The sequence below is a fragment of the uncultured Tenacibaculum sp. genome (assembly GCF_947499065.1).
Classification (GTDB): Bacteria; Bacteroidota; Bacteroidia; order Flavobacteriales; family Flavobacteriaceae; genus Polaribacter.
The window spans coordinates 17,285-41,167 of sequence record NZ_CANMMT010000001.1 but is presented as its reverse complement, the minus strand read 5'-3'; the positions used below and the strand labels follow the sequence as shown (position 1 = coordinate 41,167).

Here is a 23,883-nt window from a genome sequence, read left to right as displayed (position 1 = left end):
TTCATTAGTTATGTATCTAGATTAAATGTCAGACTTAAAAGAAATAAAGCAATCTTTTTTTACTAAAAAAGCAATCTTTCAAATTGTTTTTTGGGTGGTTATTTTATTGTATTATATAAGCTCAAAATGGCCGTTTGAAAAAGATAAAGTTTTTTTATTTGAAAAAATGTTCTCATTAATTCTAGTTCAAATTTTACTGACTTATGCAGTAGTTACTTTTTTGGTTCAAAATTTACTATCAAAAAAAAGAAAAATACAATTTATAGTATTATTTACAGCTTTAATTTATGCTGTATATGTAGTATATACAGCTATTAGATGTTACTATTTAGTGCCAAAATATCCGGAAGTTTTTAGTTATAGACCACCGCTCCTTTTTCAAGAAAGAATTACTAATGGATTTGCTTTTTTAAATAATATTCCATCGCTAGTTTTTCCAACTATCATTGTAATTGTAATCAATTATTACCGTCAGCAGAAAGAAGTAATCAGTTTAAAAGAGCAAAAGAAATCATCTGAATTAACTGCATTAAAGAATCAACTAAATCCACATTTTTTATTTAACACATTAAATAATTTGTATGCTTTATCTATAAAGAAGTCAGACAAATCTCCAGAAGTAATAGAAAGGTTGTCAGATATTTTAGATTATATTCTTTATAAGTGTAAAGACAAATTTGTAAGTATAAAAGGAGAAATTGATTTATTAGAGAATTATATTTCATTGGAAAAACTTAGGTATGGAAAAAGATTAGATATAATGTTTAACTATACTGTTGATAAAGATGTGAAGATTGCCCCGCTATTGTTACTTACTTTAACCGAAAATGCTTTTAAACATGGTGTTGAAGAAGAGATTAACATTGCTAGTATAAAAATGAAGCTTACAGCTACGGAAGAAGAAATTTATTTTAACATTGAAAATACGATTCCATTAAATATTTCTAATGATAGTTTAGAGAAAGAGCGAGAAGCCATTGGGTTAAAGAATATCGAAATGCAATTAAATCTTTTATACTTGCCAAGTGAATATATATTACTTTTTAATAAAAAAGATAAAGAGTTTAGAGTAATATTAAAACTAAAATCAAAATGAAATATAAATGTGTAATAATTGATGACGAAGAACTAGCAAGAGAATTAATTGAAGATCATTTATCTAAACTTAATGAATTTGAATTAATTGCATCTTGTAGTTCTGCATTAAAAGCGCATACAATAATACAAGAAAACAGCATTGATTTGATTTTCTTAGATATTAAAATGCCTGTTTTAAAAGGAACTGAGTTTTTTAAAAACCTTACTCAAAAGCCTAAAGTAATATTTACAACCGCTTATCGAGAGTATGCCGTTGAAGGGTTTGAACTAAACGCAACGGATTATCTACTAAAACCGATAACATTTTCACGTTTTTTTAAAGCTATAGAACGATTTGTTGAAAATGATAAACGTATAAGAGAAGACTCTTATTTATATGTACAAGCAAATAAAAAAAATGTCAAAGTATTATTTAAAGATATTTTATATATAGAAAGTATAAAAGACTATATCAGAATTCATTTAGAAAACGATAAACTAATGTTTAAACATAGTTTAAGTACTTTTTTTACCAAACTTGATATTCGTTTTTTAAGAGTGCATAGATCGTATATAGTTAACACAGATAAAATAACTGCATTTACAAAAAAGGATGTTGAAATAAATAACATTGAGATTCCTATTGGAGAGTATTTTAAGAAAGAAGTATTAAATCAGTTAAAATAATTACAATGAAAAAAGAAATTACTGTTTTAAAAAATGTTACAGTCTACAGTATTTATTTTATCATATTTTATGTGTGTAGTTCTTTTAATTCAATTAAAAATAATGAGCATTGTAAGTATTACAAACATTTAGTTTTTAGAGAAACACCATATGCACCCGTAAAAGGGAGAATGGAAATATCAAAAGAACGGTCAAAAAATGAAAATCATTATAAACTCACTTTTAATGAAGAAAATAAATTGATTCTTATAGAATATTTGTATGGTGATAAACAAATTAGTAGAAAAAGAGCAGGAATAATGGATGGTTTTAGAAATATATATTCAAAAACCGTTATTCAATATCAAGAAAATCTAGAGATAAGGACTTTTTTTAGTTCTAATGGAAGAAGGTGTAGTAATGGAATGAATGTATTTAAAGAGGTTTATGAGTATAATAAATACGGAAAAAAAGTTGGCGTGAAATTTTACAATGAAAGTAATCAACTAACTAATAATACTTGGAATATTGCTGAATATGTTTGGGAGCATGTTGGAGAAAATAATGTAATTGAGAAACGTAAAAATAAAAATGATGAATATGTTACTATGCGACCTTACTATCATTTTTATACTACTTTGTATAGTTATTCAAAGGAAGGTTTGTTAATTTCTATGAGTCATATAAATAAAGATAAATCTTTAATTAACGATCGTATTGATAAATATGGAATTGCTATAGACAAACCTACTTATGATAAAGAATGGAACTTAATAGAATTTAAGTTTTATAATGCTAAAAATGAACTTACAGTAGGTTCGTTTTTAAAAAGTGCAGGAGGCAAAATAGAGTATGATAGTAACGGAAATTGTATAAAATATACAACTATTAATTTGGATGGAAAGAGAATGCTCTCAAGAGGAAAAGCATATGATATTTATAAGTTTGACGTCTTTGGGAATATGGTAGAAATTGCTCATTTTGATATGTATAATAAACCTGTAAAGTATAGAGGTAATTCAAAAGTTCAAATTATTTATGATACTAAAGACCTGTCAAGGAAGGGTGAAATTCAAACTTTTAAATAAATTCTAATGCTAGCTGTATTAACTAAGAAATAGAAGTGTGATGTGTATGTCATATTAGTTGCGTTCATTTGTCTATGCATGGCATTGGTCATTTTTAGTACTCTTGTACCAGAACTATAAATAAAGTTTTAATGAAATCTGAAAATATTAAAAATCTTAAAAAACTACGATTGGAGTATAAGTGGTCCCAAACACAATTATCAGAATTATCTGGATTAAGTCTACGAACAATTCAACGAATAGAAAACGGTGAAAATCCTAGTACGGAATCGTTAAAAGCCTTGTCTTCTTTATTCGAGCTTGATTTTTATATATCTAATAATCCAGAACAACTTAAAGAACAAGAAAACTATTACAAAAAGGTAAAATCGTTTCTGTTTAAATTAGGTTTGTTCATCATTGTTCAAATTATAATGATAGTAGATGCTTTGGAAGAACCAATGAGTTGGGGAACGTTTTTTGTTGTGCTTTTATATTGCTTATACTTTTTATATGATGCAGCAAATAGAACATTTAATTTATCCGATAAAATCAAGAAAGTAATAGTATATAATAAGTATAGATATTAACAGGAAATTATTTTTTATAAAGAACATTCTATAAAAAGATTGGAAATCTATGTGTCTTCTAAGCAGACGGTCACAGGTTCGAGTCCTGTTCCCGCTACAAGTTTAAAAACGGTTCGTATACACGAACCGTTTTTTTATGTCTATAACTTTTTTGTTTTATCAAGACGTATACGAAAAAGTACACGTTTTTTTATGAGATTAAATTATTTATAATCAAGAATCTATACAGAAAGTGTAGCTATTGGTATGTGGCCAAAACTTTCAAGCTAATAAAAATAACACCTAGATATTCTCATGAATACCTAGATGTTATTTTCTACTTGTACTATTTATAGTAATTAATATTTATTACTATGGTGTGCAATTCGTAAAGTTTGGACGATTGCTATCAGCAAGCCCTGAACCCGTATCAAAACTAAGACATCCTGTTACTTTGGTAACATCCCACCCTGTTAAATCCTGATTGAAAACAGTTGCATTATAAAACATAGTACGCATGTCTGTTACTTTACTTACGTTCCAGCCACCTATATTTTGATTGAATACCGATGCCCCAAAAAACATACGAAACATATTCTCTACATTACTAACATTCCAGCTACTTATATCTTGGTTAAATGCTACAGCACCTGCAAACATATTTGCCATGTTTGATACTTTTGTCACCTCCCATTTATTAATATTTTGATTAAACGAAGATGCTCCTTGAAACATCCATGCCATATCTTCTACGTTACTAACATTCCAGCTACTTATATCTTGATTAAATTTTTTTGCATCAGTAAACATTCTAAGCATAGAATTTACTTTTGTTACTGTCCAAGTATTAATTTTTCCATTAAAAGAGCTGGCACCATGAAACATCCCTCTCATAGAAAAAACCCTACTTACCTCCCATTTATGTAAATCTTGATTGAATGCTTTAGCTCCACTAAACATTTCAATCATTATAAGAACATTACTTACGTTCCAATTATTAATGTTTTGATTAAAATTTTCAGCGTTTTTAAACATTTGAGTCATAGTAGACACGTGGCTTACACTCCAACTTCCTATGTCTTGGTTAAAAGCTTTAGCATTATTAAACATAGAATGCATATTGGTAACCTTACTTACATTCCAACCACCAATATCTTGATTAAAACTAAAAGCTGACTCAAACATAAAAAACATATTAAGTACTTTACCTACTTTCCAACTACCTATATCTTGGTTAAAGTTAAAAGCTGACTGAAACATTGATGACATTGTAATAACATTTTCTACATTCCAATTACCTATATCTTGATTAAAAGTAGTAGCATGAGAAAATAAAGCATTCATATTGGTAATATTACTCACATCCCAATTACTTATATCTTGGTTAAGGTTACTAGCTGAGTGAAACATCCCAGACATATCTGTTACATTAGACAAATCTGGAGCATCACTAGCTAATTCCTTTACATATGTACATCCTTTGAAAGCCTGTTTCATCGTCTTCCATTTAATTGAACCCCATTGGTCAATAGACTGTAAACTTTCTCTCATATAGCTTGGTGCTTCCGATAAATTTATTGCAGGAAATACTCCTTTAATAACCACTTTATATGTACCTGGAGTAGCATAGGTATGGGTAATATCATCAGTTACATTTTGATTAGTCATTCCATCTCCCCAATCAATTGTATAATCATAAGTAAGTCCAGCTTCAGAAGCTCTTGTTTTTATAGTTACCAATTGGTTTAAAGAGTTCGTTTTCCAAGTAGTAATAAAAGCACCATTTTCATCCACATCAGTTACATTTATAGTAATAGTTGCTGTGCTAGAAAGAGTTCCATCGCTTACAGATACATCAAGTGTATAATTTTTAGTAGTTTCATAATCTAACGTTTCCAATGCTTTTAATTCTCCGTTTGAAGATATATTAAACTCAGTACTTTGTGTGGTTAAACTATATGTTAAAGCATCTCCTTCTGAATCTGTGGCTACAATTTGTCCAATAATAGCATTTATGGCGTTGTTTTCAGCAATTTCAAAGGTTTGATTCGTAATTACCGGAGCTGTGTTTTCGTTAACATCTACAACATTAATCGTTATTTGGGCTGATGATTCATCTTGACCATCTGTTACTTTTACAGTAATGGTGTGGGAAGTGGTTGTTTCAAAATCTAGTGTTTTTCCATTTACTAAACTTAATTTTCCATCATCTGTAATTTCAAATAAACCATTATTATTTGTAGTAATGCTAAAAGTAAGTTTATCGTTTGTATTTGCATCTGTTGCTTTTACAGTTCCTATTATATCAGTACTTGTAGCATCTTCCGATGCATTAAATGATTGTGCTTCTATTACTGGTACGGAGTTTTGAATATTCTCGTCGTCTTTTCCACAAGAAACTATAAAAACTAGTAAGCTTAGAAATACTATTTTATTTAAAAATTTGGTTATTGGTTTTTTAATTTTTTTATTTATTTTCATTATAATTATAGTTTTGTGTAGCAAAACTCATAATTAATATTACTCGTTGATTTTTTTATTTCTGAAAAGCTTGTTTTTTTTTCTAAACCAAAAAGATTAAAAATACTCTTGAATTAATTGTAAAAAACCTTCTTTTTTATCTTTTGTAATAGGAATAGATTCTCCGTTATTCATTAATAAATAAAAGCCATCTTTTTTAATAAACTCTTTTATATGTTTTAGATTAATTAAATATGAACGATGTGGTTTATAGAATATAGCTAAGTCTTTTAATTGAGTTACAAAATATTTTAAAGGCTTGCAGATTAATTCTACTTTTTTATTGTTCAGATAGACTTTTGTATACATTCCGTCAGCTTCAAACAATTGAATATCATCATGAGACACAAATACAATTCCTTTAGGGATTTCTAAAGCAATCTTATTCAAAGATAATTGTTTAAACGCTTTTTTTAATTCGTTGAATTGATTGTTAATACTTTTTTGTTTATGAAGTTTTACTGCCTTATTGACTGATTTTATTAATTCCTCTACATCTAAGGGTTTTAATAAATAATCTGTAGCAGATAATTTAAATGCTTCTACAGCATATTTATTATAAGCTGTGACAAAAATTATTTGAAATTTTATTTCTTTGCCTTTAAAAAAATCTAGTATTTGTAAACCAGAATAATTTGGCATTTCAATATCTAAAAAAACAATATCAGGTTCTTCTTTTTCTATTATTGCTACTCCTGAAATTAAATCTGTAGATTTAAAAACAGCTTTAATCTCAGGACAATTATCTAGCAATAATGTATTTAATAAACGTATTGCTTTATTTTCATCGTCTATAATTAATGCTTTCATACTAGTTTAAAGGTATTTTAATTTCTACTTTTGTTCCTGCTGCTATTTTATTAGTGTATAAATCGGTAATAACAACATTTATTTTTTCTTTTCTACTTCTATTTATCAAATCAATTCTTTTTTGATTGGCTTGTGTAGCATAAGATTTATAGTATACTTCTTGCTCTTTTTTTATTTTTTTTGATAGCACCCTACCAACCCCATTATCTTTAATACAACAAATTAAATAATTGTCTTCTTTGTGGAATGATATTATTAATTTTCTATTTGATGTTTTATGCAATAGTCCATGTTTTAAAGCATTTTCTACATAAGGTTGAATAAAAATAGAAGGGATTTTTATGCTGTTTAAACTAAAGTTTTTAGGAATATGTATAGTGTATTCCAATGTGTCTTCGAATCGAACTTTTTCTAATTGAAGATAAAGTTCTAAAGCTTTAATTTCTTCAAAAAGTGTAATGTGTTGTTGTTGGCTATGCTCTAAATACATACGTATTAATCTTGAAAATTTAACAAGAAACTTACTTGCTAACTTTTTTTCATTTAATACTATATATTCTTGAATAGAATTTAAGGCATTAAATATAAAATGTGGGTTCATTTGTGAACGTAAACTTTCTAACTGAGAAGTTATTAATTCTTTATTTATACGTTCTTTTTCTAATTGTTCTTTCTGTTTTGCTTTTAACATAGTAAAGCGCCAATGAAAATACCTCCATATCAAAAAAAGTAATATTAAAAAAAAGCTTAATACAACCCACCATTTTTTATAAAAAGGTAATTGAACGTGTATTTTAATATTGTACACTTTAGTTTCTTCATCATTGGCTACTGCTTTTAACTGAAAGGTATAGTCTCCAGCTGAAAGGCTGTTAAAAACGACATCATATACGCCATTTGTGATGCTAGACCAATTAGTATCTGCTCCTAATAACCTGTACTTATATGTTACATTTTTACTAGTTAAATAACCATTTGCATGAAACTGAATCTCTATTTTATTTTGATTAGGTGTTAAAATATATTCGTCTTTAATAATTTTTTTTTCATCTTCTACTAATACATTAGTTATATATATATCTGGAAGGTTGTTTTTTTTAAAAATTTGGTTTTTATTTATTCGAAATAAACCTTTATTTGAGCCAAAGACAATATAATCTTCAAAAACAGCAATGTCTGAAATATTGAAAGATGTAATACCATCTTTTTGAGTTAAACTTTGAAGTTTTTTAGTTTTGGTATTTAATCGTTGTAATCCTTTATCAGTAACAATCCACAAAAAAAGACCATCTGCTTTTATTTTTCCTGTTTGATTGGATAATAAACCATTTTTAGTAGTGTAATTACATATAACTTTTCCATTTCTTACTCCTATAACCCCATCAGAAAAGGTAGAAAACCACACTGTATTATCAATGGTGTTATCTATATCTATTGCAAAAATTGGTTCTTCATTAAATTTTATTTTATAAGGTTTTAAATCTTTATTATAATATTCTACTCCATCTACATATCCAGCATACATTTTTTGAGTATTTTTATTATAATGTGTAGTATATGAACGTCTTTGGCCTAACCTTATTCTTTTGTTTGTCTTATGATTTAATAAGTCTACAGAAGCGTAACTGCCAAACAAAAGTTTATCTTTGTTTACGGTAGATATACTCTTAGCATTTCTTAAAAAAAAATCCGGTTTTTTATTGAGAGGTTTTAAATTAAGAGGATTTAGTACAACCCCTTTTTTGTCATAACTAACAAAAACTTTATCAACTCCATTGTATGCTATTTTATTAACTTTTTCAGGGTATAACAATACTTTTTTCTTTGTCTTATTAAAATCATTTATTAAAACAACTTCACCTTTTATTGTTCCGTAAATAAAACAAGAATCGTTTATTTTTTCTAAAGCACTAATATTATTATTAGTAATTGGTATAGCGTATTGAGTAATATTAATGTTGGGTAAAATAAAAACCCCATTTCTTAAAGTAGTTACCCAGTAGTTACTATTCTTATCTTTTAATACGCCAGTAATTATATTGTCTTTTAACAAAGTGTCTTTTAATACAAAATTATCTTTGATATAATAATATCTATAAATACCTTTTTCTGTACAAAACCAAATAAGATTATCTTCTGAAAAAACTGAGGTAATTAATGCTTCTTTGTTGTTATTTCTAAAAAACAACTCTTTAAATTTTTTATTGTTTTTTAAAAAATATCGCTGTTTTCTATTTAATTTATTAAGAGAGTATAAGAAAATATTATTTTTAATGGGGTAAAAATTATTTTTAACCCTAGCTTTTCCTATGCTAGTTAATTTACAATATTGTTTTAGTCTAGTGTTTTTTTTTGTTATGTATTTTACATTTGTTTTGTCTAGAAATAGTAGAGTGTCTTTATTTTTAAAAGCGGCAATATTAAAACTACTGTCTTTAATTATTTTTGTGACTTTTTTAGTCTTTAGGTTTACTTCTAAAGTATTAAAACTATTGTATATGTATAATTTATTGTTGAAAAAAAGAAAATCGGCCAATTGCCCTTTAGTATATTTTTTAAAATCAGCAAATAGTTTTAGGGAATCGTTTTCTACATAAAAATACTGACCAGATATATTATTACACCAAAGCCTTTCTTTTTGGTCGAATTTTAATCCAAATACAGATAATCCTCTTTTTTTTGGAGCTAAATAATTTTTAAATTTTTTCCCATTATAACGATACAAACCTTTATTTGCTGCTAACCATATAAAGCCTTTAGAATCCTCTACAACACCATAAAACTCTATATCTGGCAATCCTTCTTTTTCTGTTAATTGAATAGCGATAGGTTGTTGACTAAAAACATTAAAACTAATTAATAAAAAGAATACTTTTTTAAGATTCTCCATAATCTTTTAATTCATCTTTGAAAATTAATATTTTTAAATTACATCTTTTTTAAAAACACTTCTTTTTACAATTTTTAAAAATTCTTGTTTCTTAACTATTGAATATGATTTTTTTATTTTTATCAAAAACCTCCATATATTTTCACAAATTTATTTAAGTAATGTAAATTAATTATAAAAAATATACGTGTTTTATATACTATTAATCGGTTTAAGTGTTTGTATTTGAGGTGTTTTATTGGTTGGCTCTATATTACCATTTTACAAATATACTTTTGTATATACAGAATTTGCAAAAAAGATGTGAGTTTATGTTGCTAATTTTTGATTCTTCATTTCTTGTTCAAATTCTTCTAAAAACTTTAACCTTAAGACCTAATGTAATCTTTTTTATTATACTAAAATTCCATATTTCTCACCATTTTTTAGTTCCGATTTCGTTTTTTATTTGTTCTCGTTTTATTATTTCATTTGTGTTAATTCCAAGAGAAGTTCTTGCATTGTAAGCAGTCAAATAGTCTTTATGATTTATAAAATTTCGAATCTTATTATTTATTCGATTATCACTAAATTTAACTAAAAGATGAAAAATTCCAATTCGTGAATACTTTTCCGAAACTTTGTCCATTTCGGTTAACGCGATTTCTTTCATTTTCTCATCTCCGTTTTTTATCTCGTTTATGTAACTCGCCCAAATAATTTTCATGGTTGGGCTATTTGTTAAGTTCAAGCGTTTTTGTATAGTTGGAAGCGAATCAGTCGATTTCATTAGTGTCAAAGTTTCACCGACTAAATCGTCTTCTTTGTCTTCGAGCATTTCAATCAAAGTTTCCTCAACTTCTGCTTTTTCTTTTTCACTCAAGCTTAAGATAATGTGCTCATTGCTAAATCCATTTCGGTACTGATAATTATTCGGAGGAATTAGTTCTTTTATTAATTGTTCAATGTTTCTCATTTCGTTTTTTTGCTTGCTCACAATGTTTAGTATATGGTAAGTAGGGCAGTAGAAAACGATGAGCTTTCAAATTTACACTGAGCCAAGACGTTGTGTTTTAAATTTATTCATTCTTAAAAGCCGAATCAATGATTTGGGAGTGTTGATAAATAACATTGAACTTCCTAAACTATTGAAAATCTTATTTGCTATATACAGTGTTACTTGTTGGTATTTATCTTTTCTTTCATTTCGTCAATCGAATATGGTTCTTTTCTTTTATGAATCATTGCATGGCAATTTGGACAAACTGGTCTTAAGTCTTTAATAGGGTCAATCTGATATTCTTTTCCAATGTCGGCTACTTGTTTTAAATGGTGTACGTGAATGAATCCTTTTCCTAGTTCTCCGTATTGTTTTTCAAAGTCAAAATCACAAATGATACATGAAAGTCCATAATGGTCAATACAGGTTTTTCGAGCAAATGGATTCCGTTCATATTTAGTTACTATTACTTGATTAGGCGTTCCTTCAGTATAGACTTTTTGCTTTTCTTTTTCAGTTGGTTTGAAGGGATTGTGTCTGATTTTTTGTGTTGTCAAAAAGTCAAACCAAACAGCTTCTAATTCATCTGTTACATCCGGATTAATTTTAATTCCAGAGGATTGAGGAGTCCAATTTACCTTTCCTAAATTCCCTTGTTTTAATATATCAAGATTTAAAAGTGGCTCTTTTTCAGGGTTTAGAATGACTTCAAAATCAATCATTACTCTATTTACTAACCTATCAGAACCATCCCAATGAGATGAAAGAAAAACGGGGGATACTACAAATCCAGCTCCCATAATTCCCTTTGGTTGCTTTCCTAGTCTAATTAGAAACACTCTATCTCCAGGTTGAATTTTCTTATGGCTGACAACACTCCATTTTTCAGACGCACGACCCGTTTGTTCAATTTGGTCAATACTCTGTTCTAGAGTTGTCCAATTCCATTTTTTAGGATTCCATGCGAATAAAAATGTTTTCATATTATCGGTTTTTCAACTTGCAGATAACGGTTTGGCTAAGTTGCGTTTTAATGCAGTTTAGGTGTTGTAGTTATTTATAATTTATTTCTCTTGTTATAAATTTATCTAATTTTTTGTTTTTATAAATTTTTTTTGAAATCCAATTACCAAAGTTATCTAAATCATATTCGTATTTAAGTGTTGAAATTAATGAGTCATTGTTATTAAATTCTTTCAGACCAATTAGTCTTTGACAATCGTATTTGTATACTATTTTTCGATTTCGTTCTAAGTCGGTTTTATGGATAGTTTCAATTTTAGTTACTATCTCATTTTTATTAAAATAAGTTGTAGAAACAGAATTTCTTATTGTATCTGAAGATTCCAAATCGATAAAGATTTGAATTGATACAGATTTACTTTTTGAATTATTTTTTCGGTAGTAGTAAGTTTCGATTTGTTCGAATTTCTCATTTGAGTAATTTACAATTGCTTTTGATTGATAGAGCAATGTATCTTTATAAATGTAATCAACTGAAAATGGTAAAGTTTCAGTTGATATTTTAACGATTTCTTTTTTGATTTTTTTTAATTCGTTGTAACTGTATTCGATATCTACTTTTTCATTGTCAAACAGTGTTTTTTGATGTAGATTTATTATTTGGTTGTTATTGTTATAAAATTTATTTCTAATCATTAATGTATCCCGAGCCTCATTATTAGCAGAATCTCGTTTTATCAAAATAGTATATTCGGTCAATTGACTTGCACTTTTCGTTAGTCCATTATTCAACAATTTTGGTTCTCGACAGCAACCAATTAACGAAATTGAAAATAATAAAATAAAAAGTCTGTTCATTTTGGTTTTAATATTAACCAACTTCTTTATATACGTATAAAATACATCGTTGTACGCCCAATTTAGATTAAAATAAACTGCTGTTTATCTTTAATCTTTAACCAGTTCTTTTAAATTGTTGTCTTGATCTATTTGCCAAACATTTAAAATTCCATCTCCATCGAAATCTGTAGCAGCTATGGCTTTTGCTTTAAAAGAATTGTTAGTGGCTTCTATTATTTCATATGAATAATTAGAACGACCGCCTTCAGTAACTTTTTTAGGAATTTCAAAATCAATTGCATTTAAGTCATTAGAGTACTTAGAATACATAAAAAAGTGATTTCTTTGCATTCTGTATAGTTGAGTGAGTTGACCTTGAGCTTCTAAACTCTTTGCTTTGGAAATAAGAGGCATTAAATTAGGTAATGCAATTAAAATTAAGATACCAATAATCATTAATACAACTAATAATTCTTGTAAATTGAATGCATTTACTTTTTTTAGCTTTTTTTTATTCATTGTTTTCAGAGCTTTAAAAACCAAAAATAAAAATAAATGTTACTTTTACCATCAAATATTTGCTAAATAAGAAATATTGCTATCAAAAATGAAGAAAATGCTTTTTTTTACAGTGTTGTTTATTAGTGTATTTATAGCTTCTTGTGGAGTGTTACCTAAAAACAACAATTTTCACCCTACTAATTCTGAAATAGAACTAGGTGTTGTTGGGGAAAAACAAAAATCAATTAGAAAAACAAATTTCGAAACTTTTGGAACCCCCAAATATGATGCTAATATCAAAGTTAGTGTTTCAGAAGTACTTTTTACAAAAAAATCGTACAAACAATATCTAAACTCACTTAAGAATAAGAAAGGTATAGATAATATGATTGTTATGAATGATAGTATTCAGTCAAAACCAAGATATACGGTTGTTAAGATTGAAAATAGAGTTTCAGTTGTTAATTCGTTAAATAAGTCAAATTTTGAAGTGTTTAATTACTTAAAAAAATCAAATAATCCATTATTGGTTCTTTCATTACAGTTAATTCCAAATCAAGAATTTTTAAGTTTAATAAAGAACTCTGACGCTGTTTACTTAAAAACTGATAAACAAAGTAAACAACGATTATTTATTTACAAAGATGAAAAAGAAATAGGCAGTATTGATTTTTCAAAGCAATTAATATTTGGATATGAATTATCATCATTTTGTTGGAAAGTAACTTCTAGAAAAAAAATAGAGATTGCAACGCTTATCAATGAAAATCAAAACTGTAGTAATAGTACTAAAGATACCCCAGAAGCATTAGAAAAAGAATTAATTAAAAGTAGTTTTAAATTTTAGGTATGAAAAAAATAATAGTTGTTATAGCATTTTTTCTTTTTGTAATTTCTGGATGTGAAGCAATATTTGTTGGAGATATATCAAATAAAAAAGTAGAATTAATTTCTCCTCATGATAAAGTTGAAGTACCTAAAGGGGAAGTTAATTTTAATTGGAGTTCAATTGAAGATGCTGAGCATTACAAATTACAAATAGCAACACCAAATTTTAATAATCCGATACAGGTTATAACAGATACAATAATTTCTAAAACAATATTTAAAAAGGTATTGGTTGTTAATGAATATGAATGGAGAGTAAAAGCACAAAATAGTGAATATGAAACAATGTATTCGACAAAAGCTTTTACTGTAAAATAAAAAAAATGCTAAAAGGATATAAAATAGTTTTAATAGCTTTATTGTTATTGGGAACTAAACATGGTTTTTCTCAAGATATTTTGTTAGAAGAGAAAGAAAGGATTCAAAAACTTAAATTAAGTTTAGATAGTTTGCAGGTTTCTATTAAGGGATTAAGGCAAACAGTAGATAATAATATAAGTGAAATTCAGCTGCCTGTTTTTGTAAGAGCTATAGGAAAGGCAAATAAAGTAAATATAAGTGCATCAGATCCAAATCTTGAAAATATTATGCTTTCTCATAATTTTTCAAATGCTAGTATTAAAGATATTATTTTGTACTTATGTAAAGAATATAAACTTACATTTTATGTTACTGGAAACATTATTTCACTTAAAAAGTATGTTCCTTTAGCAAAGAAAAATTTTAATAAAAATAGAGAAATTCCAATAAGTTATAAGACTGAAAATGATTTGTTGTCTTTTGATTTGCAAAATGATACTCTTTCAGTTGTTTTTAAGAAAATAACCAATGTAACAGGGAAGAATTTAGTTTTTTCACCAGGACTTGGAAATAAAAAACTATCTGGTTATATAAAAGAAAAATCATTTGAAAGTGCTATGGACAAATTGGCTTTTTCAAATAATTTATTGGTTACAAAAACTAAAGATAATTATTATCTATTTGAAAGAGATAATAATCAATCAAGTGTATCAAATAGTTCAAAAAGAGCTACAAGACCAAAACGTTATAGAAATACAAATTTCTTTTTTAAAGTATTAGATTTAGAGAATAAAAAAATTGAAGTAGATTTTGAAAATGCCCCAATATCTTCAATTATTAAGGATATTGGTTATGAATTGAATATAAATATGTTTACCAATGCACCATTAAATAATATTGGTACAGCTTCAGTAAAAGCAAAATCTATTACTTATAATGATTTATTAGCTAGGATTTTAGAAGATTCTACTTTTACTTTTAAAGAAAAGGATGGTATTTACTATTTTGGAGAAGCAAAACAATCGTCTTTAAGGAGTTCGGTAGTAATACCATTGATGTATCGTTCTATTGAAATAATGAATCAACCTATAGGCATGTCTAGAAGAAGTTATAATAGTTCTTCTAGAAATTCGTATAACAACTCTAATTTTAATAATAATAATATCGGTTTTAGCAATCAACAAAATAATTTTAATCAAAGAAATTCTTTTGTAAATCAGCAACAACGATTAAATACTGTAAATAGTCAGCCATTTGGAAATTATAAAACTAAAACAGAGGCATTAAAAGCAATAATACCTAAAGAAGTAACAAATGGATTGGAGATTTTAACGGATGTTGAACATAATAGTTTTATTGTTTCTGGAGAAGCTCAAAAAATAGAGAGATTTAAAGAGTTTATTAATAAAATAGATAAGAAAGTACCAGTTATTTTAATTGAGGTAATGATTCTTGAAGTAAGCAAAAAAGCGACAGTTAATACAGGTGTTGATTTAGGTTTAGGAAAAGAACCAACAAAAGATATAGGTTCATTATTTCCTTCTGCAAATGTAACTTTAGGAGCAAAAACAATTAATAAAATTATTGGTGGGTTTAATGGATTTGGTTCTTTAAATGTTGGTAAAGTAGTGCCTAATTTTTTTGCTAAAATTCAATTAATGGAAACGAATGGAGATGTGAAAATTAGATCAACTCCTAAATTGTCAACTTTAAATGGGCATCAAGCAACGCTTTCTAATGGAGAGCGTTCTTATTATAAAATTGAAAAAACCAATGTGATTGGAGCTCAGAATCCGCAAACTATTGTAACAAATGATTATATTCCTATTGATGCAGATTTGTCTATAAATATTAGACCGCTGGTTTCAGGGGATGAGCAGATTACATTGAGTATAAATGTTATACAATCTAGTTTTAATGGAAAGCAAATAGATTCTAGCGCTCCTATTGGAATGAATTCTCGAGAGTTTACATCTACTATTCGAGTAAAGGATCAAGATGTTATAATTTTGGGTGGATTAGAAGAAAACGTGAAAAACGACTCTGGTTCTGGAGTACCTTTGTTGGCTAGAATTCCTGTTATTAAGTGGTTGTTTAGTAAAAAGACTAGAACCAAATCAAGAACAAAATTATCGGTATTAATCAAACCTACTATTATTCGCTAATGCTTAAAAAAAGGCTAACATATGGTTTGGTATATACAGCTATTGAACATAGTTCAAATGCTAGTAATAATGAAGAATTTGTTCTTTTAAGTCTAGTAAAAAAAGGTAAAGAATTACTTGTAAAAAATAGAAGCTTTTATTCTAGTTATAATAAATTGCTTTCTTCTTTTGAAAAGGAACAGCATGTTTTTTTAGTTTTAAATAATCATCAAGTCCTGTCAAAAAAAATTGATGTTATAAATAATTCTCATGATATTCTTACAAAAAAAGCATTCCCTAATATTAATTTAAATGATTTTTACTTTGAAGTTTATTCAACAAAAAAAGCATCTTTTGTAAGTATTTGTAGAAAAGAATATGTAGATAATTTAATTCATAATTACAAAAAGAAAAAGGTTTCTGTTATTGGGTTTTCTTTGGGGGTATTAGTAGTTCAAAATATACTTCAATTTCTTGATGATGGTGAGGTTCAGACTTCAATATCTAAAATTCAGATAAAAAAAGGAGAGTTAAATGAGGTAGAGAAAACAACAAGCGAAAAAGTACTAAATTATTCAATAAATAATCTAGAGGTAGTAAATAATGAGTTGTTGTGTTTAGGAGGAATTCTTTCTTATTATTTTGGAAAGGATAATCAACTGGGTTTAGCAAAAAAAAATCATGAACTAAGAGAAGCTTATAATCAACAAAAAATATTTTCCCTAGGATTAAAAGGAGGTGTTGTTTTTTTGTTTTTAGTGTTATTAACTAACTTCATTTTTTTTAATCATTATTATACAAAAAATAACCAATTACTTATTGATGTTCAGTTAAATGATAGTTATAAAAATCAGCTTTTAAAACTTCAGTCAGAGATTAAACAAAAAGAAAAAGTAATTGCAAACTTAAGTTCAGTTTCTAGGTCTAAAGTCTCATTGTATCTTGATGATATTGCTATTTTAATACCTAATACAATAACTTTAACAAGCTTAGAGTATCAGCCATTATCTACTAGGGTAAAAAAAGAAAAATTAATAACTACTTATAAAAATCAAATACAAATAAAAGGAGTTCTTTCTAGTAATGAAGATTTTACAAAGTTTATTCGTTTTTTAGAAAATAAAGAGTGGGTAGATAAAGTCATTATTCAATTAGGTGAAGAAAAAAGAACAGCTACTTTTGAAATTTTAATCCATTTAAGACATGAGTAATCAACAAAAAAATACAGGTCTAATAGTGGGGATATTTATAGGTGTTTTTATTGCATATCATTTTTCTATAAAAAAAACTATAATAGAAAAAGATAAACACACAAAGCTATTAAAAGAAAAGGAGTTGGTAGATAATGCGGTTAATAAGCTACAATATTTACAACAAAAAAATAATAGTTTAAATGATTTTTTGATTTCTAGAAATGTTTCGGCTGAAAGTTCTTTTCAGCAATTATTGTTAGAAAAAATAACAGTTTTTATACAGGGTAAAGATATTAGTATAGTTGCATTTGATCAACCTCATAGAGTTGAAAAGAACCAAACAACAATAGAAACATATTCATTTGAATTAAAAGGAAACTATATTGATCTTTTAAAGTTGATAAACTTTATTGAACATGAACAGTTAGGTGAATTTATTTCTGTAGATTTTGAAAAGAAAAAAAACTATAAGACTAATCGTTTTTATTTAACAAGCACCATTTTTTTGCAAAAAACAACTAACTAATAACTGTACTTAACTGAAACATAGGTAAGTACATGGCTATTAAAACAATAGCAACAATTCCTCCTAAAAGTAATATGATTATAGGTTCTATTGTGGCACTTATCATTTTAGATTTGTATTCAATTTCCTGATTGTATTGATATGTTAGACGGTTGAAAATAGTTTCCGTTTGATTTGTTTCTTCTGCAACTTTAATTAAAGAAGCCATTTTTTTATCAAAAAATGATTGTTTACTAATACTTTTATAAAGGGTTTTACCTAATAAAATATCATCTTCTATATGTTTTAGTGAAATTTGTAATGGGTAAAAATGAATCATTTTTCTTGTAAGTTGTATTCCATTTAATAAGGGCACTTTAGCACTTACTAATAATGAAATTGCTTGTGTAAATTGAGCTATTCGTACTTTTCTAATAAAGTCTCCAACAAAAGGTGTTTTTAATAAAATTTTGGAGAATAATTTTCGATACCAAACTTTTTTTCTGAAAAGTTTAATAAAAATAAATATCCCAATCAATACAAAGCCGCCTAACCAATAATATTTGGCAAAACTTTCCGAGAAAAAGATAATTTGTTGTGTTAACCATGGCAGTTCTACTTTGTTTTGTTTAAAAATATCAGCAAACATTGGAACCACAAATTGTAACATAAACAATATGGCTAAAAAAGCAGTACATAGTACAACTATAGGGTAGGAAAGAGCGCTTAAGATAGTTCTGCGCTGCTCGTTTTTTCTTTTGAAAAATAAACCTAACTCTTCAATTACTTTTTGAAGTGTTCCTGTTTTTTCTCCTATTTGTATAGAGTAATATTCGTATTCAGAAAAGTGTTTTTGTTTCTTAATAGCATCAGATAAATTTTTCCCTTCTATAAGGTTATTAATAATGTTTTGAAAAAGATCTTTATCAATTTCTTTTTTTTGCTCAGTACCTATTAATTCTATAGAATCTTTTAGTTCTAAACCTGCATGAAGTAGTACAGCTAATTCTGTGTAAAAAGCTTCTTTTTTTTTGTTCGAAAAAGAATTTCCGAATAAATTAATCTCTTTTTTTAAAATAGAATTTATATCAAAAGAATCTTTTTTGTCCTTTTTGTTTTTTTGAATATTATCTAATTGAAAAGCCATTATTGATTCATATAAAATGTTGCATCCTTAGATGTATAAATAAATATTTTCCTATTTCCATAAAAAGGACTTGTTGTAATTTTTATAGCATCTATTTTTCCAGATTCAGTTTTTTCTCCTTCTAAAAACAATTCAGTTTTTATAATTTGTATGGGGAGAGTGTCAATATTTCTTAATGTAAAATTATCAAAAAAAGAATAGGTTATTGTATCTATATTATTAGTTAAGGTTAGTAGGTTTTTTTCTTTCTGAAAGGAAATAGAATGTTGTGAATTAAAATCTTGCCATAATAACCTTTCAATAAAATTAACTTCATATTTGTTATTCATATTTGTTTGTACAGTACGAAATTGTTTTTGTACCATAGATAACATTAAAAAAGCAGAAGCAATGACAATGCTAGAAATTACTAGTACTACAAGTATTTCGCTTAAAGTAAAAGAGTTTGTTTTTTTAGTTAATTTCAACGAAATAATCTTTTTTTATAACTTTTCTTTTTGAAAATTTATGAGTTGCTTCAAAGAGAATAAATACTTGTTTTTTGTTTGTTTCTTTTTCAATGGTAATTAACCAATTATTTTTCTCATTCTTATATGGTAGGGTTATTTTTTTGTGATTGTATAGGTATTTTAATTCATTTAAATCTGTTTCAATTCTTTGAGTATTTTTATTAATAGAATTTTGTAAAGTTCTATCGAGAGTTACAATCGCAATTCCAAAAACTATTAAGATAATAACTGAAGCTGTAAGAACTTCTGTTAAAGAAGATGCATTCGTTTTTTTTAATATAACCATTTCGCCACTTTTAGAGATTTATCACCTATAAAAAGCCCACAATATTGCTTTGGTAGTTTGTATGAGTTTATTATCCCATTATATAGATGGTTAATGTATACACTCCCATACTGTTTTGTGATAAAATTATTAGTACATACAGTGCCGTGAACATTACCTAATAATTCAAGATTTTGATTGCAGTATAATTCGCCAATGATAGTTGAGTTTTCGGAAATATAAACTTGAGGGTTGAAATTTATATCTTTTTTATTAAAATCATTATAGTAAACTAAAGCACCCTTTATGGTAGCGTTTTTACCAATGTTAATTAGTTTTTTTTCATCTGTTTTTCCTTGCTGTTGTAAAATCAAAGCAGTTGGGTAATTCATTGTACAATTCTCTTCTACTATTATGTTATTTTGAGCAAAGGCTTGGAAATTTCCTGTTGTGTTTTTTAAGATTTTTATGGATGAAGCTATTAAAATAATGTCTTTTAGTATAGCTGTTTTATCAATTGTAATAGTGTTTTTTGAGTGTATTATAATGTTGCCTTGTAATTCTATATTTGATAAGTTAATATTCTCTTCTGTATAATGAACAATAGTTGGTTTATTAAATGATTGAGTAAGTTTTAAGTTTTCTTCTAATTCAAAATTTTCAATAGAGTTATTCATATAGCTTCTATTAAATAAACTCTTTATATAATTTATGTTTTTTATAGGAGGTAAAGAGGTTTTACTTTTTTTTTGAAGTCCATTAATTAATTGATTTCCATAATATGAAATACCAGCTATGTTACCACGCTTTGTTCCTTTTTTAGGAAGAGATACATTTCCTTTAATTGTTGTGTTACCAACCAATACTAAAGGAGTATTGTTTTCTTTAAGATATAAAGCATCTCTTTCATTATCCTGATAACCAATTAGTCCTATTTTTTGAAATGATTCGTTTTTAACTACTGAAGAGATACTTACAATATCGAAAATACCCCAATGTTCTTTAGAAAATGTGGTTTTTTCGTGTCTATTTTCCGAGTACTTTTTCTCTAGAGATTTGCTATCTATAGAATGATCAATTGAGTTAAAGGCGGATTGTACATTTTCTATAGCTTCTTTATAGAAAGTATTTTTTATTTGTAGTTGTTGTTGTAAATAAATTAGGGAGATAAAAGCAAAAAGAATAAAAGCAATAATTACAGAAATAACTAATACATATTGTAGTGCTCCAGCTTTAATCTTTTTAAAAAACAACATTACAGTTTAGGAATTTTTTTAATTATGTTATTAAATCTAACTTTTATTTCTTTATTGTTAGCTTGTAAAAGAGTGATGTTTTGAAAAGTTTGATTGATTTTTATTATTTCTTGTTTTCCGTTTACTGTAATGATATAAGACTTTTTTTTGCTTCCTTGGATAATTCCATTGTAAACAACATTAGGAAATGGTAAAAGTTTCTTTTCTTTAACGTTTAAACTTTTGACTTTCTTTTTTTTATTAAAAAAGGATTTACCTAAAAAAGGATCTCTATAATTTCCTTTAATATTATATTTTTTAACCTCAATTCTTTCTTTAGGAATATATTTAAAATTATCGTTATTTACAGATATTGTTATTTCTTCAGTGTTTAATTGATTAAATATCTGATAGCCAATTATTCCCCATATTGCTAATACGCCAGCCAATAAAAAGTATGTTTTTTGTTGCTTTTTCATATTAAGAAATTAATAAAGAGTAAATTTCATCCATTGAAGTAGTACCATTTTTTAGTAATTCCAATGCATTTTTTTGCAAGGTAGGAATCTTATTTTTTATAAGATATTCTGATATGTCTAGTTCTTTTTCTTGAATATGTTGTACTAACTCTTTAGTAATTGGAATAATTTCATAAATAGCTTTTCTGCCTTTATATCCAGTATGATAGCATTTAGAACAGCCAGTGGCTATATAATGATGTTCTATTTTAATAAGTTCTTTATGTTCTATTTTTAAATTATTGTTAGGGAACTTTTCTTCTTTTTTACAGTTGTTACATAATTTACGAACTAATCTTTGCGCTACACTTACATTCAAAGTGCTTGCTATTAAAAAAGGAGGAATCCCCATATCAATAAGTCTAGATATTGTAGCCCATGCAGAATTTGTATGTATTGTTGATAATACCATATGCCCAGTTAATGCAGCTCTAATAGCCATATTTGCTGTCGCAACATCTCTAATTTCACCAACCATAATAATATCTGGGTCTTGTCTTAGAAACGTTCGTAAAGTACTAGCGAAATCTAAACCTATATTTTCTTTTAACTGTACTTGATTTACACCTTCTAGAGTGTATTCAATAGGGTCTTCAATAGTTAAAATGTTTGTGTCTTCTGTATTTAGAAGTTTAAGTGTAGCATATAAGGTAGTTGTTTTTCCTGAACCAGTTGGACCAGAAATTAAGACTATACCATTCGGTTTTTTTACTGCTTTTTTATATGTTTCTAGTTCATCTTCCGTAAACCCTAAGCTGTTTAAATTAGCGGTTAAATTTCCTTTTGATAAAATACGAAGCACTAATTTTTCACCATGTAAAGTAGGTAGAGATGAAACACGAATATCAAAATCTTCATGTTCAGAATAAAGGTTAATTCTACCATCTTGCGGGAGTCTTTTCTCTGATATATCTAAACCTCCCATTATTTTAATTCGGTTAATTATTTTGGCATATTCATCTTTAGAAATAATATAACGTTCAAGTAATTTTCCGTCAATTCTAAAGCGAACTCTATTTTGTTTTTCAAAAGCTTCAAAATGAATATCACTACTACCTAACTCTTTTGCTTCATGAATTGTTTTTAATAAAAAATCTTCAGAGTACTGTAAAGAAGCGGTTGTACTTGCTGTTTGTCTTTCTCTATAATTTTTTTGAAGAAGAGTGTCAATAATTTCAGAACTCTCAAGTTTAAAAAAAATGTCTTTACCTAATAAGATTCGTAACTCTTGTTTTATAGTGTTGTGTTTAGAGTTATCGGTTAAGAAAGTAAAAGAGTTTACATCTTTTTTAATGGGTATTACTCTATAACTATGAGCTAGCTCAGTATTTATAGATTGAATGATTTCTGTTGAGATTTCTTGCAATTTTTCCTTTTTCATTTATAGAGCATAAATATCTACAAAATTAAAAAACCAATTTATAATTAGCACTAAACTTACAAAAAAAGCTTGTAATCCGGCTAAAGGGATAGTTTTGTTTTTTAAGTTTGGTTTTAAAATTAAGAATAATAGAAGAGAGAAAATAAGAGAGAGTGAAAAAAGTATTAAAAATGAAGCCATAGGGAAACTAAGGGCGAGTAGTATAAAAAACAAGAAATCACCTAAACCTATTGCCTCAAGAATTTTTTTCTTTAAGATAATTTTTATGTACAAAATAAGAAGCAATGAAATTAGGGCTATAACACTTATGTTAATTCCTATGTTTATTAGAAATAATGTTAAGAAACTATTTTGATAATAAATAAGACTCCCTGAAAAAATTCCTAAAGAAAAAAAGAGTAGGTAAACTTTTCTTTCTTTCATATCTTGATAAAATATGAGCAATAAAATGCTTATGAAAAAAAAGGTGGTAATGTGCTCCATCGCGATCAAATTTATAAATATATTTTCAATACCTTTGTTTTGCTATAAAAAAAAACAAATTGCTAATTTCAATATAACTTTTATGAGAAAATATATGGTAAGCATTTTTATAATGCTTTTATATGTGTTTGTAAGCATATCAATCATAACTTCTCATAAACAAAACCCTATGAACTATACTATTGCAGCATCAAATTCTGATAACGATAGAACTCAAGGATTTAATGGTAATGAAGGAAATCTTAGATATTGGTTAAATGAGATTAGAAAAGATTTTTCAAAAGCACAGATAAGCACATTTATATACAAACCATTGATAGGGGGTATTAGTTATAGCTCCTAGAGAACAAGCGATATAAAATGAGCACGATAATTTTAATCGTTTGGTACTTGTAAAGGATAATAAAAGGAAAACTAAGAGAAATAAAATAGA

The 23,883-nt window shown here is 26.8% G+C and carries 23 protein-coding genes; 10 read left to right on the top strand and 13 right to left on the bottom strand.

The features are described 5' to 3' along the window. Window positions 1-25: 25 nt before the first annotated feature. From Q0958_RS00175 to Q0958_RS00160, 4 genes are all read left to right on the top strand, one after another. On the top strand, window positions 26-1,096 hold the full coding sequence (locus Q0958_RS00175) for a sensor histidine kinase (RefSeq protein ID WP_299118272.1): 1,071 nt from the start codon (window positions 26-28) through the stop codon (window positions 1,094-1,096). Continuing rightward, complete coding sequence (locus Q0958_RS00170; RefSeq protein ID WP_299118271.1) at window positions 1,093-1,764, top strand: DNA-binding response regulator; 672 nt, start codon at window positions 1,093-1,095, stop codon at window positions 1,762-1,764. Before Q0958_RS00175 ends, Q0958_RS00170 begins: the two co-directional genes overlap by 4 nt. 5 nt (window positions 1,765-1,769) lie before the next feature. Beyond that, window positions 1,770-2,831, top strand: coding sequence for a hypothetical protein (locus Q0958_RS00165; protein WP_299118270.1), 1,062 nt, complete (start codon window positions 1,770-1,772; stop codon window positions 2,829-2,831). A gap of 131 nt (window positions 2,832-2,962) precedes the next feature. Beyond that, window positions 2,963-3,400 carry a helix-turn-helix transcriptional regulator gene (locus Q0958_RS00160; protein ID WP_299118269.1) on the top strand — a complete coding sequence of 146 codons (438 nt, stop codon included), beginning with the start codon at window positions 2,963-2,965 and terminating at the stop codon, window positions 3,398-3,400. A 351-nt stretch (window positions 3,401-3,751) separates the two neighbouring features. Here Q0958_RS00160 and Q0958_RS00155 read toward each other — a convergent pair whose 3' ends face one another. The 7 genes from Q0958_RS00155 to Q0958_RS00125 all read right to left on the bottom strand — a co-directional run bounded on the left by Q0958_RS00155 (window position 3,752) and on the right by Q0958_RS00125 (window position 12,900). Beyond that, window positions 3,752-5,860, bottom strand: coding sequence for a BspA family leucine-rich repeat surface protein (locus Q0958_RS00155; RefSeq protein WP_299118268.1), 2,109 nt, complete (start codon window positions 5,858-5,860; stop codon window positions 3,752-3,754). 96 nt (window positions 5,861-5,956) lie between these two features. Continuing rightward, window positions 5,957-6,709: a LytTR family DNA-binding domain-containing protein gene (locus Q0958_RS00150; RefSeq protein WP_299118267.1), complete on the bottom strand. Its 753-nt coding sequence runs from the start codon at window positions 6,707-6,709 to the stop codon at window positions 5,957-5,959. Window position 6,710: 1 nt separating this feature from the next. Next, window positions 6,711-9,599, bottom strand: a complete 2,889-nt coding sequence (locus Q0958_RS00145; protein WP_299118266.1) for a histidine kinase — start codon at window positions 9,597-9,599, stop codon at window positions 6,711-6,713. A 415-nt stretch (window positions 9,600-10,014) separates the two neighbouring features. Next, on the bottom strand, window positions 10,015-10,554 hold the full coding sequence (locus tag Q0958_RS00140) for a hypothetical protein (RefSeq protein WP_299118265.1): 540 nt from the start codon (window positions 10,552-10,554) through the stop codon (window positions 10,015-10,017). 200 nt (window positions 10,555-10,754) lie between these two features. Next, a complete protein-coding gene (locus tag Q0958_RS00135; RefSeq protein WP_299118264.1) occupies window positions 10,755-11,561 on the bottom strand; it encodes an HNH endonuclease in 807 nt (268 codons plus the stop codon). Between the two features lie 70 nt (window positions 11,562-11,631). After that, a complete protein-coding gene (locus Q0958_RS00130) occupies window positions 11,632-12,399 on the bottom strand; it encodes a hypothetical protein (protein WP_299118263.1) in 768 nt (255 codons plus the stop codon). Window positions 12,400-12,489: 90 nt separating this feature from the next. After that, the gene (locus Q0958_RS00125; RefSeq protein ID WP_299118262.1) at window positions 12,490-12,900 is read right to left on the bottom strand and encodes a prepilin-type N-terminal cleavage/methylation domain-containing protein; all 411 of its coding nucleotides are present in this window, start codon (window positions 12,898-12,900) and stop codon (window positions 12,490-12,492) included. Between the two features lie 88 nt (window positions 12,901-12,988). Here Q0958_RS00125 and Q0958_RS00120 point away from each other — a divergent pair, with 88 nt between their 5' ends. The 5 genes from Q0958_RS00120 to Q0958_RS00100 are packed head-to-tail and all read left to right on the top strand — an operon-like array spanning window position 12,989 to window position 17,933. Beyond that, the gene (locus Q0958_RS00120) at window positions 12,989-13,729 is read left to right on the top strand and encodes a hypothetical protein (protein WP_299118261.1); all 741 of its coding nucleotides are present in this window, start codon (window positions 12,989-12,991) and stop codon (window positions 13,727-13,729) included. Between the two features lie 2 nt (window positions 13,730-13,731). Next, entirely contained in the window at window positions 13,732-14,088 is a 357-nt protein-coding gene (locus Q0958_RS00115) for a hypothetical protein (protein WP_299118260.1), read from the top strand. Window positions 14,089-14,093: 5 nt separating this feature from the next. Beyond that, on the top strand, window positions 14,094-16,235 hold the full coding sequence (locus Q0958_RS00110) for a general secretion pathway protein GspD (RefSeq protein ID WP_299118259.1): 2,142 nt from the start codon (window positions 14,094-14,096) through the stop codon (window positions 16,233-16,235). Next, window positions 16,235-17,425, top strand: a complete 1,191-nt coding sequence (locus tag Q0958_RS00105; RefSeq protein ID WP_299118258.1) for a PilN domain-containing protein — start codon at window positions 16,235-16,237, stop codon at window positions 17,423-17,425. The genes Q0958_RS00110 and Q0958_RS00105 overlap by 1 nt, the downstream gene beginning before the upstream one ends. Further along, window positions 17,418-17,933 (top strand): hypothetical protein, encoded by a 516-nt coding sequence (locus Q0958_RS00100; protein WP_299118257.1) that lies wholly within the window; start codon window positions 17,418-17,420, stop codon window positions 17,931-17,933. Before Q0958_RS00105 ends, Q0958_RS00100 begins: the two co-directional genes overlap by 8 nt. On the opposite strand, the gene Q0958_RS00095 is transcribed toward Q0958_RS00100, so the two are convergent. Genes Q0958_RS00095 through Q0958_RS00070 form a run of 6 tightly spaced genes read right to left on the bottom strand, consistent with a single transcriptional unit; the run spans window position 17,926 to window position 22,967 of the window. Continuing rightward, window positions 17,926-19,059 carry a type II secretion system F family protein gene (locus tag Q0958_RS00095; RefSeq protein ID WP_299118256.1) on the bottom strand — a complete coding sequence of 378 codons (1,134 nt, stop codon included), beginning with the start codon at window positions 19,057-19,059 and terminating at the stop codon, window positions 17,926-17,928. The genes Q0958_RS00100 and Q0958_RS00095 overlap by 8 nt on opposite strands. Next, window positions 19,059-19,526: a type II secretion system protein gene (locus tag Q0958_RS00090; RefSeq protein ID WP_299118255.1), complete on the bottom strand. Its 468-nt coding sequence runs from the start codon at window positions 19,524-19,526 to the stop codon at window positions 19,059-19,061. Before Q0958_RS00090 ends, Q0958_RS00095 begins: the two co-directional genes overlap by 1 nt. Further along, window positions 19,513-19,854: a hypothetical protein gene (locus tag Q0958_RS00085; protein ID WP_299118254.1), complete on the bottom strand. Its 342-nt coding sequence runs from the start codon at window positions 19,852-19,854 to the stop codon at window positions 19,513-19,515. The genes Q0958_RS00090 and Q0958_RS00085 overlap by 14 nt, the downstream gene beginning before the upstream one ends. After that, entirely contained in the window at window positions 19,842-21,089 is a 1,248-nt protein-coding gene (locus Q0958_RS00080; RefSeq protein ID WP_299118253.1) for a hypothetical protein, read from the bottom strand. Before Q0958_RS00080 ends, Q0958_RS00085 begins: the two co-directional genes overlap by 13 nt. After that, window positions 21,089-21,547, bottom strand: coding sequence for a hypothetical protein (locus Q0958_RS00075; protein WP_299118252.1), 459 nt, complete (start codon window positions 21,545-21,547; stop codon window positions 21,089-21,091). The genes Q0958_RS00080 and Q0958_RS00075 overlap by 1 nt, the downstream gene beginning before the upstream one ends. A gap of 1 nt (window position 21,548) precedes the next feature. Next, window positions 21,549-22,967, bottom strand: coding sequence for a GspE/PulE family protein (locus Q0958_RS00070; RefSeq protein WP_299118251.1), 1,419 nt, complete (start codon window positions 22,965-22,967; stop codon window positions 21,549-21,551). A 652-nt stretch (window positions 22,968-23,619) separates the two neighbouring features. On the opposite strand from Q0958_RS00070, the gene Q0958_RS00065 reads away from it, so the two are divergent. Further along, window positions 23,620-23,793 carry a hypothetical protein gene (locus tag Q0958_RS00065; RefSeq protein WP_299118249.1) on the top strand — a complete coding sequence of 58 codons (174 nt, stop codon included), beginning with the start codon at window positions 23,620-23,622 and terminating at the stop codon, window positions 23,791-23,793. Window positions 23,794-23,883 lie beyond the last annotated feature (90 nt).

Bases quoted from the DNA above. Each gene is read 5' to 3' on its own strand.
- Q0958_RS00135 (WP_299118264.1), bottom strand. From the start codon at position 11,561: ATGAAAACATTTTTATTCGCATGGAATCCTAAAAAATGGAATTGGACA.
- Q0958_RS00080 (WP_299118253.1), bottom strand. From the start codon at position 21,089: ATGTTGTTTTTTAAAAAGATTAAAGCTGGAGCACTACAATATGTATTA.
- Q0958_RS00165 (WP_299118270.1), top strand. From the start codon at position 1,770: ATGAAAAAAGAAATTACTGTTTTAAAAAATGTTACAGTCTACAGTATT.
- Q0958_RS00175 (WP_299118272.1), top strand. From the start codon at position 26: ATGTCAGACTTAAAAGAAATAAAGCAATCTTTTTTTACTAAAAAAGCA.
- Q0958_RS00085 (WP_299118254.1), bottom strand. From the start codon at position 19,854: ATGGTTATATTAAAAAAAACGAATGCATCTTCTTTAACAGAAGTTCTT.
- Q0958_RS00065 (WP_299118249.1), top strand. From the start codon at position 23,620: ATGAACTATACTATTGCAGCATCAAATTCTGATAACGATAGAACTCAA.
- Q0958_RS00100 (WP_299118257.1), top strand. From the start codon at position 17,418: ATGAGTAATCAACAAAAAAATACAGGTCTAATAGTGGGGATATTTATA.
- Q0958_RS00125 (WP_299118262.1), bottom strand. From the start codon at position 12,900: ATGAATAAAAAAAAGCTAAAAAAAGTAAATGCATTCAATTTACAAGAA.
- Q0958_RS00150 (WP_299118267.1), bottom strand. From the start codon at position 6,709: ATGAAAGCATTAATTATAGACGATGAAAATAAAGCAATACGTTTATTA.
- Q0958_RS00170 (WP_299118271.1), top strand. From the start codon at position 1,093: ATGAAATATAAATGTGTAATAATTGATGACGAAGAACTAGCAAGAGAA.
- Q0958_RS00115 (WP_299118260.1), top strand. From the start codon at position 13,732: ATGAAAAAAATAATAGTTGTTATAGCATTTTTTCTTTTTGTAATTTCT.
- Q0958_RS00110 (WP_299118259.1), top strand. From the start codon at position 14,094: ATGCTAAAAGGATATAAAATAGTTTTAATAGCTTTATTGTTATTGGGA.
- Q0958_RS00145 (WP_299118266.1), bottom strand. From the start codon at position 9,599: ATGGAGAATCTTAAAAAAGTATTCTTTTTATTAATTAGTTTTAATGTT.
- Q0958_RS00095 (WP_299118256.1), bottom strand. From the start codon at position 19,059: ATGGCTTTTCAATTAGATAATATTCAAAAAAACAAAAAGGACAAAAAA.
- Q0958_RS00155 (WP_299118268.1), bottom strand. From the start codon at position 5,860: ATGAAAATAAATAAAAAAATTAAAAAACCAATAACCAAATTTTTAAAT.
- Q0958_RS00130 (WP_299118263.1), bottom strand. From the start codon at position 12,399: ATGAACAGACTTTTTATTTTATTATTTTCAATTTCGTTAATTGGTTGC.
- Q0958_RS00075 (WP_299118252.1), bottom strand. From the start codon at position 21,547: ATGAAAAAGCAACAAAAAACATACTTTTTATTGGCTGGCGTATTAGCA.
- Q0958_RS00140 (WP_299118265.1), bottom strand. From the start codon at position 10,554: ATGAGAAACATTGAACAATTAATAAAAGAACTAATTCCTCCGAATAAT.
- Q0958_RS00070 (WP_299118251.1), bottom strand. From the start codon at position 22,967: ATGAAAAAGGAAAAATTGCAAGAAATCTCAACAGAAATCATTCAATCT.
- Q0958_RS00160 (WP_299118269.1), top strand. From the start codon at position 2,963: ATGAAATCTGAAAATATTAAAAATCTTAAAAAACTACGATTGGAGTAT.
- Q0958_RS00105 (WP_299118258.1), top strand. From the start codon at position 16,235: ATGCTTAAAAAAAGGCTAACATATGGTTTGGTATATACAGCTATTGAA.
- Q0958_RS00120 (WP_299118261.1), top strand. From the start codon at position 12,989: ATGAAGAAAATGCTTTTTTTTACAGTGTTGTTTATTAGTGTATTTATA.